Origin of the sequence: Labrenzia sp. PHM005, from assembly GCF_006517275.1 — a bacterium.
Taxonomy (GTDB): Bacteria; Pseudomonadota; Alphaproteobacteria; order Rhizobiales; family Stappiaceae; genus Roseibium.
In genome coordinates, this window is record NZ_CP041191.1 from 2,124,161 (window position 1) to 2,139,200 (window position 15,040).

The following is a 15,040-nucleotide window of genomic DNA, read 5'->3' on the forward strand; positions in this document are numbered from 1 at the left end:
ATTTGGACGAGGTCCCATGGCCATTCCTTCAAAAGCCCGTGTTGTCATTATCGGTGGCGGTGTTATCGGGTGTTCCGTTGCCTACCATCTGGCAAAGCAGGGCTGGAGCGACATCCTTCTTTTAGAGCGTAAACAGCTCACAAGCGGCACGACATGGCATGCGGCGGGGCTGATTGCCCAGCTTCGGGCGACCCAGAACATGACCCGCCTCGCCAAATACAGCCAGGAGCTCTACGGCTCTCTGGAAGAGGAAACCGGTCTGTCGACAGGCTTCCGGCGATGCGGGTCGATCACTATGGCTCTGACGGATGAACGCCGGGAGGAAATCCTCCGTCAGGCCTCAATGGCGCGGGCTTTTGGTGTTGAAGTCGAGGAGATTTCGCTTTCAGAAGTCAATCAGCGCTATCCGCATGTCAGCACCGATGGAGCCACAGCGGCCGTCTATCTCCCGCTCGATGGGCAGGGCGATCCAGCCAACATCGCGCTGGCACTTGCCAAAGGCGCCCGGCAAAAAGGTGCCAAGGTTCTTGAGCGGGTCAAGGTAACCGGGATCGATGTCAAAGACCGCCGTGCCACTGGTGTTTCCTGGGAACACGAGGGTGAAACTGGGTTTGTTGAGGCCGACATGGTCGTCAATTGTGGCGGCATGTGGGGCCACGAGGTAGGCCGCATGGCCGGGGTCAATGTTCCGCTTCATGCCTGCGAACATTTTTATATCGTCACCGAACAGATTGATGGATTGGGGCAACTGCCCGTCCTGCGTGTCCCCGACGAGTGTGCCTACTACAAGGAAGATGCCGGCAAGATGCTGCTTGGGGCGTTCGAACCGAATGCCAAGCCATGGGGCATGAACGGTATTCCCGACCGGTTTGAATTCGATCAGCTGCCGGAGGACTTCGATCATTTCGAACCGATCCTGGCAGCCGCTGTCGAGCGCATGCCGATGCTGGCCGAAGCGGGCATTCACACGTTCTTCAATGGGCCGGAAAGCTTCACGCCGGATGACGCTTATCATCTAGGACTGGCGCCGGAACTGGAAAACTTCTGGGTCGCGGCAGGGTTCAATTCCATCGGCATTCAGTCCGCTGGAGGGGCCGGAATGGCGCTGGCCGCCTGGATGGATAGCGGCGAAAAACCGTTTGATCTCGGTGATGTCGACATTTCCCGCATGCAATCGTTCCAGGGGAACAAGACCTATTTGTTCGAACGGTCCAAGGAAACCTTGGGACTACTTTACGCAGATCATTTCCCGTACCGTCAAAAAGCGACCGCTCGAGGCATTCGCCGTTCACCGCTTCACGCGCATCTTTTGGAGCAAGGTGCCGTGATGGGGGAACTCTCCGGTTGGGAACGCGCCAACTGGTATGCAGACCAGGGTCAAGACCCAGCCTATCAATACTCCTGGAAGCGTCAGAATTGGTTTGAAAACAGTGCGCGCGAGCACATGGCGATCCGGGAAAATGTTGGCATCTACGACATGAGTTCGTTCGGAAAGATCCGAGTTGAAGGACCGGATGCCGAACGTTTCCTGAACCATGTCTGCGGCGCGGATATGAGCGTGCCAGCTGGCCGGATCGTTTATACTCAAATGCTCAACAGCAAAGGCGGCATCGAGGCGGATGTGACGGTTACACGGCTTAGCGAGACCGCCTATCTGATGGTCACCCCGGCCGCGACCCGTCTGGCCGATCAGACTTGGTTGCGCCGGCATATAGGCGACCATCAGGTTGTCCTCACCGATGTGACCAGCGGTGAAGCCGTTCTGGCGGTTATGGGGCCAAAGTCCCGGGATTTGCTTGGCCGTGTTTCGCCGAATGATTTTTCCAATGGGGTTAATCCGTTCGGCACCGCTCAAGACATCGAAATTGGTATGGCGCTCGCCCGGGCACACCGGGTCAGCTATGTCGGCGAATTGGGCTGGGAAATCTATGTGCCGACCGAATTTGCTGCTCATGCGTTCGAAACTCTTCGGGAGGCAGGGCAGGACGACGGGCTGAAACTCTGCGGTCTTCACGCTATGGACAGTTGCCGGATGGAAAAGGCCTTCCGGCACTTCGGCCATGACATCACCTGCGAAGATCATGTCATTGACGCCGGTCTTGGCTTTGCCGCCAAGACAGCCAAACCGGATTTCATTGGCCGCGATGCCGTCCTGAAACGCAAGGAAACTGGTCCTAAAAACCGATTGGTTCAGTTCCTGCTGACGGATCCGGAACCCATGCTCTACCACGCGGAGCCGATCCTGCGCGACGGCAAAGTCTGCGGCTACTTGTCTTCTGGCGCTTACGCACATGCGTTGGGTGCTGCTGCTGGCCTCGGCTATGTGCCGTGCGAAGGCGAGAGCGCGGCAGATGTTTTGGCATCTACATACGAAATTGAAGTGGCCGGGCAACGGATTGCTGCTCAGGCGTCCCTCAAACCAATGTACGACCCGCGGTCAGAGCGGGTGAAAGCATAAAGCGCAAGTCGATCTTAAGGGAGGAGAGTCGATGGTTCAGGAAGAGATGACACCGGCCCCGCGCCGGTCCGGGCGTTCCGGTGGACGGGCTGCGCGCAAGGCCTTGCGGGCAGCTCCTCTTGCCGACAACATCCGGCCAATCCGCCCCGGAATGAGCGGTGGGCGTTACAAGCCAATGACTGATGCCGGTGTTGAACGCATTCACCAGGCTGCACTCGAAGCATTGGAAGTGATCGGCTTGTCTCAAGCCCCACAATCCGGCATCGATGCGATGACGGCAGCAGGTGCGGACCTTGGCGATGATGGCCGTCTGCGGTTTCCCCGGGCACTGGTGGAAGACATGCTGGCAAAGGCGGCCCGCAACATAACGCTGCACGGCAGGGATCCGAAATACGACCTGCACCTCAGCGGATCAAATGTTCATTACGGTACGGGTGGCGCGGCCGTGCATCTGGTCGACCTGGAAACCAACACCTACCGGGAAACGACCGCGCAAGATCTTTATGACGCTGCCCGCATTGTCCAGAATCTAGACAATGTCCACTTCTTCCAGCGGGCTATGGTCTGCCGGGATGTGACCGACAATTTGGAAATGGACCTGAACACGCTTTATGCCTGCTGTTCCGGTACGCAAAAACATATTGGCACGTCCTTTTCAGACCCTTCTTATGTGGCGCCATGCTTTGAGTTGATCCACGAAATCGCTGGTGGGGAAGATGTTTGGCGAGATCGGCCATTCATCTCCAATTCCAACTGTTTTGTTGTGCCGCCTATGAAGTTTGCCGAGGAAAGCTGTGTTGCCATGGAACACTGTATCCGTGGCGGCATGCCGGTTCTGCTGCTCAGCGCTGGTCAGGCAGGAGCCACGGCGCCGGCACCGATTGCTTCTGCTATTGTTCAGGCCGTGGCTGAATGTTTGGCAGGTGTCGTATATGTCAACAGCATCAAACCGGGGCATCCGGCGATTTTTGGTACCTGGCCGTTTGTAAGCGATCTGCGCACGGGCGCCATGTCGGGCGGTTCTGCTGAGCAAGCGCTTCTGACTGCAGGCTGTGCCCAAATGCACCGTTTCTACGACCTGCCTGGTGGTGCTGCGGGTGGTATTTCGGATTCCAAATTGCCGGACATGCAAGCTGGCTGGGAACAGGCCAACAACAATACGCTGGCTGGGCTCTCCGGTCTGAATATGGTCTATGAGGCCGTCGGCATGCACGCGTCTCTGCTGGGTTTCTGTCTGGAATCGCTGATCCTCGGTGACGATGTACTCGGCCAGTCTTTGAGAACTGTGCGGGGCATTGATGTCACCGAGGACAGCACGTCAATCGAGGTCATGAAATCGGTCTGTCTGGAAGGTCCCGGCCACTATCTCGGCAGCGAGCAGACTCTGGCGTTGATGCAGACAGAATATGTCTACCCGGCCCTTGGCAACCGCATGAGCCCAAAAGAGTGGGTGGAAGCGGATCGGCCAATCCTTCTGGAAAAGGCAATCGCACGTAAGAACGAGATCCTAGCAACGGCCCCGAGCCAGATTGCAGAAGACCTTGATCGTGCGATCCGCGACCGCCTGAACATTTACTTCAACTAGTAGCTAGAACGGCAGCCGGATCAGTCGGCTGCCGTTGAAAACTTCGATCCTTCCCCTCGACTCCCCCGGCCAATGGCCGGGGTCTTTTTTTGAGGTCGACAAAACGCCGGGGCGGAGAGGAGTTAGGTTCGCTCTTGCCTCAGCCGAAAACCGCAGTCAAAGCTTCATCGATCGTATTTGTGATCTGATCAATGTCGTCAGCTGTCGCGATCAGGGCAGGTGCCAGGCACAGGGTGTTGTTTAACCCTGGCAATGCCCGGTTTGTCATGCCGATGATCACACCTTGCGCCATACAATGCCCGACGACAGCTTGAACTTTGGCTTCATCAGCCGGTTCCTTGCTTTGCCGGTCGGCGACCAGTTCTGCGCCAGCAAACAACCCGCGGCCACGGACATCGCCGATCACTGCATGTTTGGCTTTTAGGCCTTCCAGATTTTCCATAAGCCGTGCGCCCATGGCGAGGGTGTTGTCGAGCAGACCCTCGTCTTCGATGATACGCATGTTTTCAAGTGCCGCCGCAGGTCCAGCTGCACATCCGGCATAGGTCGAAATGTCCCGGAAGTAGCTGAGGGGATCGCCTGAACCATCTTTGAACATGTCAAAGACTTCTTCCGTTGTCACTGTGCAGGAGATTGCTGCATACCCGGAGGCAACTCCTTTTGCCATGGTGACGAAATCCGGTTTGATACCAAATTGCTGATAGCCGAACCAAGTTCCAAGCCGGCCAACACCGCAAACCACTTCATCCAGATGGATCAGGATTTGGTGCCGTTTGCAGATCTCTTGGACGCGCTCCCAATACCCTTCGGGCGGAACAATGACACCGCCACCGGCCGTCATAGTTTCCAGACAGATCGCACCGATTGTATCCGGTCCTTCGCGCAGGATCACTTCTTCAATCGCATCGGCAGCTCGCTCGCCGTAGGCGTCCGCACTGTCATATTGATTGCGGTATTCCAAACAATGCGGGACAGGAACAAATCCTGGAGTGAAGGGGCCATAATGCGCTGAGCGCTCGTCTTGACCACCGGCAGACAAAGCCGTGATGGTCGTACCGTGATAGTCCCGGTCCCGATAAAGGATTTTCGATTTCTTCCCCCCGTGATGCAGCTGAGAAATCTGCCGCACCATCTTGAAGACTTTTTCGTTCGCCTCTGATCCGGAGTTTGAATAAAATACGCGGCTCATGCCCGGCATTTTAGAGATCAACCGTTCGGCAAACAGAGCGCCAGGAACAGAGCCGAGCGTATTTGCAAAGAAGTTCATCGACACAAGCTGGTCACGTACAGCGTCGGCGATGCTTTCCCGGCCATATCCGACATTCACGGTCCACACACCGCCGGAGACGGCATCAAGGTGTTCTTTGCCGTTCGCATCCCAGACCTTGAGGCCTTTGCCCTCAACTATGATCCGGGGATCAACGGTTTCAAAGGCTTTGTGCTGAATTAAATGGTGCCAAACGTGTGCCTTATCGGCTGCAATGACATCGGAATTGTCGTTTTTTGCGAGAACAGCATCCACGGTAACACCTCCATGGTTTTGGTGGAAATCCATTTGGCCTTCGGCCTTAGCTTTGCGGTTGGCCAGCCGCAAATTCCTTTGCAGATAAACCATCGCAATGCACAATCTTGCGTCACTGTGCATAGCCACCAACCACGCAATAGGGCCAGTGTGTTGCCAGGTGTAAGTCCAGACTTGTTCCATTGCTTGCCAGCTGAAATCTCAGCTCATACGCTTTTTCACGGATAAACGGCAGCGGAAGAATTGCCGTGCTCAACAGAACAAGAACCGTGGCAATTTCCGGGAATCTGATCTCGAATTTTCAGGAACCTCCCGGTAGGGCAAATAACAGATGGAGTGGAACAATGGCGTTGAAATCGAAACTTGGTGGTGCTGTGGGGCTCTTGGCCTTGATGGGAATGTTTCAACCTGCATCGGCGGAAGAGTTGACTGTTGCTTACTTCCTTGAATGGCCGATGCCATTTCAATATGCCAAGGTGACCGGCAAGTATGATGAGGCTCTGGGTATGAAGGTCAATTGGGTGTCCTTCGACACCGGAACCGCCATGTCCGCCGCCATGGCTTCTGGCGATGTTCAGATTGCTGTCAGCCAGGGCGTGCCGCCATTCGTTGTCGCCACATCCGCGGGCCAAGATCTGCAGATTGTCGATGTTGCTGTCAGTTACGCAGAAAATGACAATTGTGTCGTTGCTGAGAAGTTGGAAATCGACAAAGACAGCGCAGGTGAATTGGCCGGCAAGAAGGTCGGTGTTCCTATCGGAACGGCTGCGCATTACGGCTTCTTGAAGCAGATGGAGCATTTTGGCGTCGACATCAACACAATGGATATTGTCGATATGGCTCCGCCGGATGGTGCTGCTGCTTTTGCGCAAGGCAGCCTTGATATGGTGTGTGGCTGGGGTGGCGCGCTGCGCCGAATGAAAGAGCATGGCAATGTTCTCCTGACTGGTAAGGAAAAGGAAGAACTTGGTATCCTGGTGTTCGATGTGACATCGGCTCCTGCTTCATTTGTTGCTGAAGAGAGCGAAACTCTGGCGAAGTTCCTTAAAGTCACCGCAGATGCCAACGCTATGTGGAACTCGGGCGATAACACGGCGGAAATGCTGCCTGTGATTGCAAAAGATGCTGGTATGTCGGAAGATGACACAGCAAGCACAATGGCAACTTTCGAGTTCCCCAATGTGGATGACCAGCTTAGCGGTAAATGGCTGGGTGGCGGGTCCCAGAATTTCATGAAGGGTGTTGCTGAGGTCTTCGTGAAAGCTGGAAGCATTCCTTCTGCCCGCGACTCTTATGAGGGCGCTGTTGACACGTCACCGCTTGGCGCAGCTTCGAAAATGTAAATTGCGATCTGGCTGACACGATGCAGCGGGCTTGGTCCGCTGCATCTCCAGGGTTGGGCTACCGGGAGTGTAACGTGCCGCTGATACTTGAGAATATTTCGATGCGCTTCGATCTGCCGAACGGCAGCTCCATTCAAGCGCTCAAAGACGTTTCCCTGACATTAAAAGATGGTGAACTGCTGTCGGTACTGGGGCCTTCCGGCTGCGGCAAGACGACGTTGCTGAACATTCTGGCAGGGTTTTTAGCGCCGACAGAAGGCCAGGTGGTGCTGAACGGCGACGTGGTCACCGGCCCGGCTCCTGAGCGTGGCATGGTGTTCCAAAAAGGGGCTCTGTTTGAGTGGATGAATGTCCGGTCAAATGTTGATTTTGGGCCGCGCATGAAAGGCATGCCTAAAAAACGGCGGGACGAAATCACCGATCACTTGTTGGAAATTGTTGGGCTGCAGGACTTTAAGGAGAAGGCAGTTTATGAACTCTCCGGCGGGATGCAGCAGCGTGTAGCGCTGGCCAGGTGTCTTGCCAATGAACCCGATGTGATCCTGATGGACGAGCCGCTCGGGGCGCTCGACGCTTTGACCCGGGAAAAGATGCAAGGACTGGTTCTGAAACTTTGGAAGGAAACCGGCAAAACCGTCATTCTTATCACTCACTCGGTTGAAGAAGCTTTGCTGCTTGGCGAAAGGCTTTTGGTGATGGCGCCGCGTCCGGGGCGAATTCATAAGGAATATCAATTGCCCTTCGCCGATAGCGCGGTGAACGCGGATCTGCGAGCTGTGAAAAAGCAGAAAGGCTTTTCAGAAACGCGGGATGAGATCCTCAATATGATCTGGGAAATGGAAGAAGAGATCATGGGCCGGGCGGAGGCTGCCGAATGACCATTCTCCTTGCCTACATCGTGATCTTTATCGCCGCATTTCTCATTGTCCGGTTTATAACCATCAGGCTTGTGCACCGGATCGATTTCACCAGTTTGAAGACAGTGACTTTCGGAGATGAAAGCGCCGTCAAAGCGAACCGCGTCGCTTCAGTCATTTCTGTCTTGGCAGTGTTCTTCATCTGGGCAGCCTTCACAGGGTCCAAGTTAACTCCGATCCACGTTCCGGGCCCATTTATCGGCACGACGGAGTTCACGTACACCGCTGAAGATGCATCTGGAGCGACCGACAGCGCAACGGTTACGGTCGTTGTTCACAAACTGGACGAGAAGGTAGAGCTGCCTGAACCGGCGTCAAGCAGCGGTTTTGCCCAGAACGATGTCGATAGTATTGCGGCCTGGCGCAGCGGTCTGATCAAAGTCAACCGCAATGACACCGGCTATAAAGAAGACGGCTTCAAGATCATCGCCATTGACGGACAGCCGATTTCCGTCGGCTCTCCGGTTGAAGTTGCCGACGGCTCTGTCGCACTAACAGCAAAGGGGTCGCTGAATTTCACACCGGACAAAGGCATGCAGATGGAGCCGATCTGGCTGCCGTCACCAGAAGCTGTCTGGAATCGCTATGTCGAAATATTTGGCGAGGGGTATCAGGGCATTACCCTGGTGGAACATCTAGGATGGTCGCTGCTCCGCGTCTTTGCAGGTTTTGTGCTCGGCAGTCTGATTGGTATTCCACTTGGCTATGCCATGGGGCTGTCCGGCTGGTTCCGTGGCTGGTTCGACCCAATTGTAGAATTCATGCGTCCCGTTCCGCCGCTGGCTCTCATCCCGCTGGTGATCATCTGGTTCGGTATTGGTGAGTCTGGGAAGATCATTTTGTTGTTCCTCGCCGCTCTTTGGATCATGACTATTGCCGCCCGCGCTGGTGTGTCGGGTGTCAACATATCCAAGGTCCATGCAGCCTATTCGCTTGGTGCCTCAAAACTGCAGATCCTTATGCATGTGATCGTGCCGAACTCGCTGCCCGAAATCTTTACCGGTGCGCGGGTCGCCATGGGTGTTTGCTGGGGAACGGTTGTTGCTGCCGAACTGGTGGCAGCAGAAAAGGGGGCCGGCAAGATGATTGTGGCGGCCAGCAAGTTTCAGCTGACCGACATTGTAATCATGGGCATTGTACTCATCGGTGTGATTGGTTTTGCCATTGATGTTTTGATGCGCCGTGCCGAGAGCTGGCTTGTCCCCTGGAAAGGACGCAGCTGACAATTATCCTTCAAAGTGAGCCGCGCAGTTCTACTGCGCGGCCACCTGAGCTGTTTCGGAAATGACGGAAATCAGTGTTTTCGTGATCGCACGTGTTCCCATGTCACCGCCAAATTCCATCGGCCGCAGCATGTTGTTCTGAAAGCCTGTTTCGACTGCCGCATTGATAAGGTCAGCCGCGTCCGATAGCGCTGGTTGGTCTTGCGTTTCTGCCACATAATCCAGCATCAAGGCACCGCTCAGGATCGCAGCGAGCGGATTGGCCTTATCTTGCCCAATGATATCCGGGGCGCTGCCGTGCGCCGGCTGGAATAGACCATTCTTGTCGCCAATTTCGGCACAGGCAGCCATGCCCATGCCCCCGACAAGGCCGCCAGCGAGATCAGACAGGATATCGCCGAACATGTTTTCCATCACCAGCACATCAAAGTCCCAGGGCTTGCGGACAAGATCCAAAGCTTGCGCGTCGACATAATTGTAACCGACCGCAACATCAGGATGGTTTTGCCGTACCTCATCGAAGATCTGACGGAAGAAGGCGAGGGAGGTGAAAACATTGGCCTTGTCGACACAAGTCAGCGTGCCGGCACTGCCCTTGTCCCGGCGTTTGCGGGCAAGGTTGAAGGCAAACTCATGCAGCTTTGTGGTCGTCTTGCGGGTAATACGCAGGACGTCTCGAACTTCGTCGTCATTGGCGAGCAAAGTACGGTTGTGGGTGGCAGCGGAGTAAAATAGTCCTTCGGTCGACTCTCGCAAGATTATCAGATCAATGTTGGCCGCGCGCGGATCGGCCAAGCGTTGTGGGGCGTTCGGATAGGCTTTTACAGGGCGGACACCGGCATAAAGCTCGAACCTGTCGCGCAGGCGCAAGTGTGGTGATATTTCCGTGCCATCGGCATGGCGGATTGAGGGCAGTCCGATCGCTCCAAGAAAGATCGCATCGGCAGCTTCCGCTCGGTCTTCACCGCCCGGCTCAATGTCGTGTTGCGTTTCCTTGTAATAGCCGGCACCAGCTTGGATTTCGTCGTACCTGGGGGGGAGCTGACCCGTCTTGGCAAGAGCAGCCTCAACAACAGCTATTGCAGCTTCCGCCACATCAACGCCGATCCCGTCACCTTTGATTAGGGCAATTCTCATGGCCGGTCCTTAAGTCCAATCTACATCAAAACGGTCTATAACCCGGGAAATCTGATCCGGGGTGAGGGCTGCCACCGGCATGCCGTGCAGGAGCACGGCAAGACGGGCGTTGGCTTCCAATTCTTCCATCGCAAAAACAGCGGCTTCCAAATCCTTACCCGCAACAACAGGACCGTGATTAGCCAGCAGCACCGCGGAGCGTTTTCCGGCCAATCCCCGGACTGCGTTGCCCATTTCGGGATCGCCGGGCACAAAAAACGGCAGCAGTTTGACCTTTCCCAGTTGCATGATCCCATAGGCCGTCAGTGGCGGAAGCACATTGTCCGGATCAATGCCGGGTAGGAGTGAGAGGGCAACCGAATGGCAGGAATGAAGATGAACTACGGCTCCGGTTGCGGCTCGTGTTTGATAAAAAGCCGAATGAAGCGGCATCTCTTTGGTTGGTTTGTCGCCCGACAGAAGGGTGCCGTCTTCTGAGAGGTGGCTGATCCGCTCTGGATCGAGAAACCCCATAGATGACCCCGTTGGTGTCACCAGCAAGCTGCCATCGCTGAGGCGCATGGAAATGTTGCCTGTTGAACCATGGGTTAGGCCGCGGTCAAACATTGACTTTGCCATCTGCGTGATTTTTTCGCGGGCCTGGGTCGTCTCACTCATGCGGTTTGCTCCAGAATTTCCAGAGCTTCTGAGAAGAAGTCCGGACCACCAAAATTTCCGGATTTCAGGGCGAGCGCGAGCGGTTGGCCGGAAACTTTCAGTGCCGGAACACCAGCCGCAATTTTGGGGCCGATTTCTAGCGTATCGGCTTTAAGTCCGGAGACAACAGCCCCGGAGGTTTCTCCTCCGGCAACCACAATGCGATTGACCCCGGCCTCTGACAAGGCAGCTGCCAGCTTGTGAAACAAGGTTTCAATCGCTGCCGCGCTTTCAACCCGCCCATGAATTCGTTGAGCTTCCTTGACGATTGTTGGGTCTGCTGATGTAAAAAGCAGGGGCGGTGTGTCTTGTTGCATTGTCCAATCAACAATTTCGGCAATTTCGACCTTACCGTTCATGATGTCACTTGCAGCCAGTTCGCGGAATGGCGCCTTGGTTTGGTACTTCGCGACTTGTTGCCGAGTTGCATTCGAACACGAACCAGAGAGCACTGCCGCTTTACCGCTGCAGCCGTTCCAGTGACTGCGGCTTTGCGATGCGGTCAAGTTCTCGGCAAGGCCAAGCGCAATACCCGAGCCACCCGCGACAAGCTTTCGGTTCGCGGCTGCTTGTCCAATGGTAATGAGATCGGCGTCGCTGACTGCATCGACAATAAACATGGTTTTAGATTGGCTGCTGGTCGCAGTCTGGATTGCTGCCGCACCGCTATCGACCACGGATAGGGGGACATGACCGATCTGCCAGCTGGTTTGGCGGGTAAGGACGCGCCGGATGTCAGGATCGGTCATTGGCGTGAGCGGGTGATGCTGCATCCCGCTTTCACTCAGGAGCTTGTCGTGGACAAAGAGATGCCCCTGATAGACGGTCCGGCCATTTTCAGGAAATGCCGGGCAGACAAGCACCGACGTTTCGCCAAGCCGGTCGGCCAAGGCCTCTGCGACTGGACCAATGTTGCCATCATCCGTGGAATCGAAGGTGGAACAGAATTTGAAGATAATCTGTTCGCAGCCTTGGGCGCTCAACCAGTCACAGGCATCCAGTGATTGTTGAACGGCGTCGCGCGCGGCAATTGTGCGCGATTTCAAACTGATGACACCGGCGCTGAAACCGGGATCTGCAGGTCGGTTTGGAATGCCAACATATTGAACGGTTGGCATGCCGCCTTCCGAAATCATCAAGGCAATATCAGAGGCGCCGGTAAAGTCGTCGGCAACGACACCCAGTTTCATACCCCGATCCCCTTCAATGGCCCATTGTCCAGCCGGACAATATGGTCCGGTCCATGAACCGGGAACAACTCCCGTACCAACGGATCATGGCCTGGAACCACAAGATCAACGGAACTGGCGAGCGTTTGGATTGTTCTGAACCCGTCCAGCATTTCTTTCAGGTCAGCGACGATTGGGAACGGTTTTTCTTCCAAGAAATTCTCGTAAAAATGGGAGGCATCAGAAGCAAGACACAGCCAGCCGGATGCGGTCATGACCTGAACGGCTTGCAGGCCTTTGCTGTGCCCGCCAATCCGGTGGACCAGAATACCTTCACGCACTTCCGAGCTGCCGTTATGAAACACCAGGCGGCCGGAATAGAGCCGTTTGACCGCTTCGCACACATGCTCAGCCGTGAACGGGTGTTTCAGGGCGTCGTGACACATGCAAGGCCCAGTCGCATAAGTCATCTCGGCTTCTTGCAGATGAATTGTGGCATTGGGGAAATGCTTGAGCCCACCGGCATGGTCATAATGAAGATGCGTGACGATGATGGTCGAAATGTTTTCAGTCGTAATGCCAAGTGGCGCCAGCGCTTCGGCCGGATTCATGAGGACGGGCCGGCCACGGTCCTTTCCTTCCTCATGGTCGTAACCTGTGTCGACAAGAAGAACCTCGTCCCCGCGCCGTAGGACCCAGATGAAATAGTCCATTGGATGGGGAGCATCGTGATTGTCTTCAAAAATGAAGCTGTCTTTGCGCATGCGGGCATTTCTGTCCGCATACTTGACCGCATAGACTTCCCAGGGCGTCATTGGATCACCTGTGTAAAGGTCTGCACTGTCTTGTTTGCAACCATCGAAGCCACCTTGGCATCAAAGACCTTGAAGTGCCGAGTCAGAAGGTGTGCTCTGAAAGCCGCTTCATCGTCATAGAGCTCATAGAGGAAAACCTCGTGGAGTTTTGCCGGATTGCAACACACATCAAACTGCCGGCAGCCGGGTTCTTCCTTCAAGGATGCTTTTGCGTTGGCGGTCATGAGAGGCAGGAAGTCGTTGACATGCGATGCCTTAATTTCAAACATCACTGTAACTGCGAACATCGATTGCTCCCCTTTCATCGGAACAAATACACCATAGACATGGAGATGAACGGCAGATAGGTCACTGCCAGGAGAGCCGCGATCGCCGCGATGTAGAGCGAGGCCATATTGCGGGCAATCGACAAGACACCGACGCCAGAGATCCGTGAAGCGACGTAGAGCGTTGCTCCAACTGGCGGCGTGAACAGCCCGACCGCCACGTTACAAGTCATGATGACACCGAGATGCACTGGATCGACACCAAAGGCTTTGGCAGTCGGCAGGAACAGCGGTGCTGTCAGCAAGATCGCAGGGACCGGATCCAGGACAAGTCCAAGAACCAAAAGCACGATGTTGACGAGGAGCAAGAACATCCAGGGGCTGGACGAGAAGTCTTGAACGAAGCCGACCAGGATCTGAGGCATTTGTTCCAGGGTGATCAGCCAACCAAGAACAGTCGTCGCGCCAATCACAACCATAACCACGGCGCTGGTCACGAAAGAGTCGACCATCAGTCGGGGTAGATCACGCAGCTTAAAGTCCCGGTAGACCACCGTGGTGACAAACAGACCGTAGATCACAGCAAGCGCTGCGGCTTCGGTCGGCGTGACCCAGCCGGTAAAGATACCGCCGAGAATGAGCACAGGCATGAACAGCGCCGGGGCGGTGCCGATGAAGGATGACACCAGTTCATTTAAGCTTGTTGTGCGGCCGCCGGGGTCACACTTGGATGTCTTGCCAACGTAATAACAGACACCCATGAACATTGCGCCGAACAAGATGCCGGGGACCATGCCGGCCAGAAAGAGGTCGGCGACGGACACGCTGCCGACAAAACCGTAGATCAGCATTGGAATGGACGGCGGAATGATAATGCCGATGGTGCCAGCAGCAGCCACCAGACCGGCGGCAAAAGCAGTGTTGTAGCCCTCGCGCGACATGTTCTTGATCATGACGGAGCCAATGGCTGCGGAATCGGCGATGGCCGATCCGGAAATGCCGCCGAAAATCATCGAGGCACCCACGACAACCATCCCAAGGCCGCCGGCCATGAAGCCGAAGGCGGCGCGGGCAAAGCCAATGATGCGCAGGCCGACACCGCCGCGGCTCATCATCTCGCCGGCTACGATAAACAGCGGAATTGCCAGGAAGTGGTTCGGTTCCACACCGCCAATGAAATTCAGGAACAAGGCCTGAAGCGGATAGCCGAGATCAAAGAAAAAAATTGGTAGCACGGCTGTCAGAAGGATGGCCCAGACAAGCGGAATACCCAGGAAAACCGTGGTCAGGAAAACCGCGACAACAAACAGAAGGATCATGTGACTGCCTCCCCGCCATCAGAGTGGGCGGCATGGGGGACGACCGGATTGCGCAGGTCGTATGTCATGTTGAACAGATGGAAAATCAGGCTGATGGTCATACCGGCAGGCATGGAGGCATAGAGTAGTCCGACCGGCCAATAGAGTACGGTGGTTTTCTGCGCCCATGTATGAACGGAGATGTGGTAGCCGGTGTAGATCAGGCTGATCAAAAGGCCCGCAATGATCACATCAATCAGGACCGACAAGCTGCGCTGGACGGATGTCGGCAGCAGTTTCTCAACGATCTCAGTGACCCGCATGTGCGCTCCGCGCGCAATAGCCGCCGAACATCCGATAAAGGTGCTCCACAGCAGTAGGAAACTGGTGACCTCAAGAGACCAGGCCAGGTCAAATCCGGCAAAGCCTCTCAGAGACGCGTTGCAGAAAACAAGTGTGATGATCGCGATGCCGCCAAGCGCAAGGCAAAAGTCGACCAGATGGCTGAGCCAGCGAAGCGCAGCCGGATAATGATCTCGGTAGTCCAAGGAATTTCACTTTCAGGAAAAAGACCGGAACCTCACGGGTTCTACGATAAGGTTCCGGTTCAG

General features: G+C 55.5%; 13 protein-coding genes. 5 read left to right on the forward strand and 8 right to left on the reverse strand.

What is annotated here, in order from left to right; all coding sequences use genetic code 11:
* Nucleotides 1–16 precede the first annotated feature (16 nt).
* Together FJ695_RS09650 and FJ695_RS09655 are read left to right on the forward strand one after the other, a co-directional pair.
* Entirely contained in the window at nt 17–2,458 is a 2,442-nt protein-coding gene (locus FJ695_RS09650; RefSeq protein WP_141185246.1) for an FAD-dependent oxidoreductase, read from the forward strand.
* A 31-nt stretch (nt 2,459–2,489) separates the two neighbouring features.
* Entirely contained in the window at nt 2,490–4,043 is a 1,554-nt protein-coding gene (locus tag FJ695_RS09655) for a trimethylamine methyltransferase family protein (protein WP_247653815.1), read from the forward strand.
* Between the two features lie 139 nt (nt 4,044–4,182).
* On the opposite strand, the gene FJ695_RS09660 is transcribed toward FJ695_RS09655, so the two are convergent.
* A complete protein-coding gene (locus FJ695_RS09660) occupies nt 4,183–5,565 on the reverse strand; it encodes an aspartate aminotransferase family protein (protein ID WP_305778401.1) in 1,383 nt (460 codons plus the stop codon).
* Between the two features lie 344 nt (nt 5,566–5,909).
* On the opposite strand from FJ695_RS09660, the gene FJ695_RS09665 reads away from it, so the two are divergent.
* The 3 genes from FJ695_RS09665 to FJ695_RS09675 all read left to right on the forward strand — a co-directional run bounded on the left by FJ695_RS09665 (nt 5,910) and on the right by FJ695_RS09675 (nt 9,048).
* Nucleotides 5,910–6,908: an ABC transporter substrate-binding protein gene (locus FJ695_RS09665; protein ID WP_141185248.1), complete on the forward strand. Its 999-nt coding sequence runs from the start codon at nt 5,910–5,912 to the stop codon at nt 6,906–6,908.
* A gap of 101 nt (nt 6,909–7,009) precedes the next feature.
* Nucleotides 7,010–7,786, forward strand: coding sequence for an ABC transporter ATP-binding protein (locus FJ695_RS09670; protein WP_247653858.1), 777 nt, complete (start codon nt 7,010–7,012; stop codon nt 7,784–7,786).
* Complete coding sequence (locus FJ695_RS09675) at nt 7,783–9,048, forward strand: ABC transporter permease subunit (protein WP_141185250.1); 1,266 nt, start codon at nt 7,783–7,785, stop codon at nt 9,046–9,048. The genes FJ695_RS09670 and FJ695_RS09675 overlap by 4 nt, the downstream gene beginning before the upstream one ends.
* A 30-nt stretch (nt 9,049–9,078) precedes the next feature.
* Here the strand turns inward: FJ695_RS09675 and FJ695_RS09680 are convergent, their stop codons facing one another.
* The 7 genes from FJ695_RS09680 to FJ695_RS09710 are packed head-to-tail and all read right to left on the reverse strand — an operon-like array spanning nt 9,079 to nt 14,977.
* A complete protein-coding gene (locus FJ695_RS09680; protein WP_141185251.1) occupies nt 9,079–10,185 on the reverse strand; it encodes an isocitrate/isopropylmalate dehydrogenase family protein in 1,107 nt (368 codons plus the stop codon).
* A gap of 9 nt (nt 10,186–10,194) precedes the next feature.
* A complete protein-coding gene (gene otnC / locus FJ695_RS09685; protein ID WP_141185252.1) occupies nt 10,195–10,842 on the reverse strand; it encodes a 3-oxo-tetronate 4-phosphate decarboxylase in 648 nt (215 codons plus the stop codon).
* The gene (gene otnK, locus FJ695_RS09690) at nt 10,839–12,071 is read right to left on the reverse strand and encodes a 3-oxo-tetronate kinase (protein WP_141185253.1); all 1,233 of its coding nucleotides are present in this window, start codon (nt 12,069–12,071) and stop codon (nt 10,839–10,841) included. The genes otnC and otnK overlap by 4 nt, the downstream gene beginning before the upstream one ends.
* Nucleotides 12,068–12,865: an N-acyl homoserine lactonase family protein gene (locus FJ695_RS09695; protein WP_141185254.1), complete on the reverse strand. Its 798-nt coding sequence runs from the start codon at nt 12,863–12,865 to the stop codon at nt 12,068–12,070. The genes otnK and FJ695_RS09695 overlap by 4 nt, the downstream gene beginning before the upstream one ends.
* Nucleotides 12,862–13,152 carry a putative quinol monooxygenase gene (locus FJ695_RS09700; RefSeq protein ID WP_141185255.1) on the reverse strand — a complete coding sequence of 97 codons (291 nt, stop codon included), beginning with the start codon at nt 13,150–13,152 and terminating at the stop codon, nt 12,862–12,864. Before FJ695_RS09700 ends, FJ695_RS09695 begins: the two co-directional genes overlap by 4 nt.
* A 14-nt stretch (nt 13,153–13,166) precedes the next feature.
* On the reverse strand, nt 13,167–14,450 hold the full coding sequence (locus FJ695_RS09705; protein WP_141185256.1) for a TRAP transporter large permease: 1,284 nt from the start codon (nt 14,448–14,450) through the stop codon (nt 13,167–13,169).
* Nucleotides 14,447–14,977 carry a TRAP transporter small permease gene (locus FJ695_RS09710; RefSeq protein ID WP_141185257.1) on the reverse strand — a complete coding sequence of 177 codons (531 nt, stop codon included), beginning with the start codon at nt 14,975–14,977 and terminating at the stop codon, nt 14,447–14,449. The genes FJ695_RS09705 and FJ695_RS09710 overlap by 4 nt, the downstream gene beginning before the upstream one ends.
* Nucleotides 14,978–15,040 lie beyond the last annotated feature (63 nt).

Coding starts and splice junctions, on each gene's coding strand:
- FJ695_RS09650 (WP_141185246.1), top strand. CDS start 17: ATGGCCATTCCTTCAAAAGCCCGTGTTGTCATTATCGGTGGCGGTGTT.
- FJ695_RS09655 (WP_247653815.1), top strand. CDS start 2,490: ATGGTTCAGGAAGAGATGACACCGGCCCCGCGCCGGTCCGGGCGTTCC.
- FJ695_RS09665 (WP_141185248.1), top strand. CDS start 5,910: ATGGCGTTGAAATCGAAACTTGGTGGTGCTGTGGGGCTCTTGGCCTTG.
- FJ695_RS09670 (WP_247653858.1), top strand. CDS start 7,010: ATGCGCTTCGATCTGCCGAACGGCAGCTCCATTCAAGCGCTCAAAGAC.
- FJ695_RS09675 (WP_141185250.1), top strand. CDS start 7,783: ATGACCATTCTCCTTGCCTACATCGTGATCTTTATCGCCGCATTTCTC.
- FJ695_RS09680 (WP_141185251.1), bottom strand. CDS start 10,185: ATGAGAATTGCCCTAATCAAAGGTGACGGGATCGGCGTTGATGTGGCG.
- otnC (WP_141185252.1), bottom strand. CDS start 10,842: ATGAGTGAGACGACCCAGGCCCGCGAAAAAATCACGCAGATGGCAAAG.
- otnK (WP_141185253.1), bottom strand. CDS start 12,071: ATGAAACTGGGTGTCGTTGCCGACGACTTTACCGGCGCCTCTGATATT.
- FJ695_RS09695 (WP_141185254.1), bottom strand. CDS start 12,865: ATGACGCCCTGGGAAGTCTATGCGGTCAAGTATGCGGACAGAAATGCC.
- FJ695_RS09700 (WP_141185255.1), bottom strand. CDS start 13,152: ATGTTCGCAGTTACAGTGATGTTTGAAATTAAGGCATCGCATGTCAAC.
- FJ695_RS09705 (WP_141185256.1), bottom strand. CDS start 14,450: ATGATCCTTCTGTTTGTTGTCGCGGTTTTCCTGACCACGGTTTTCCTG.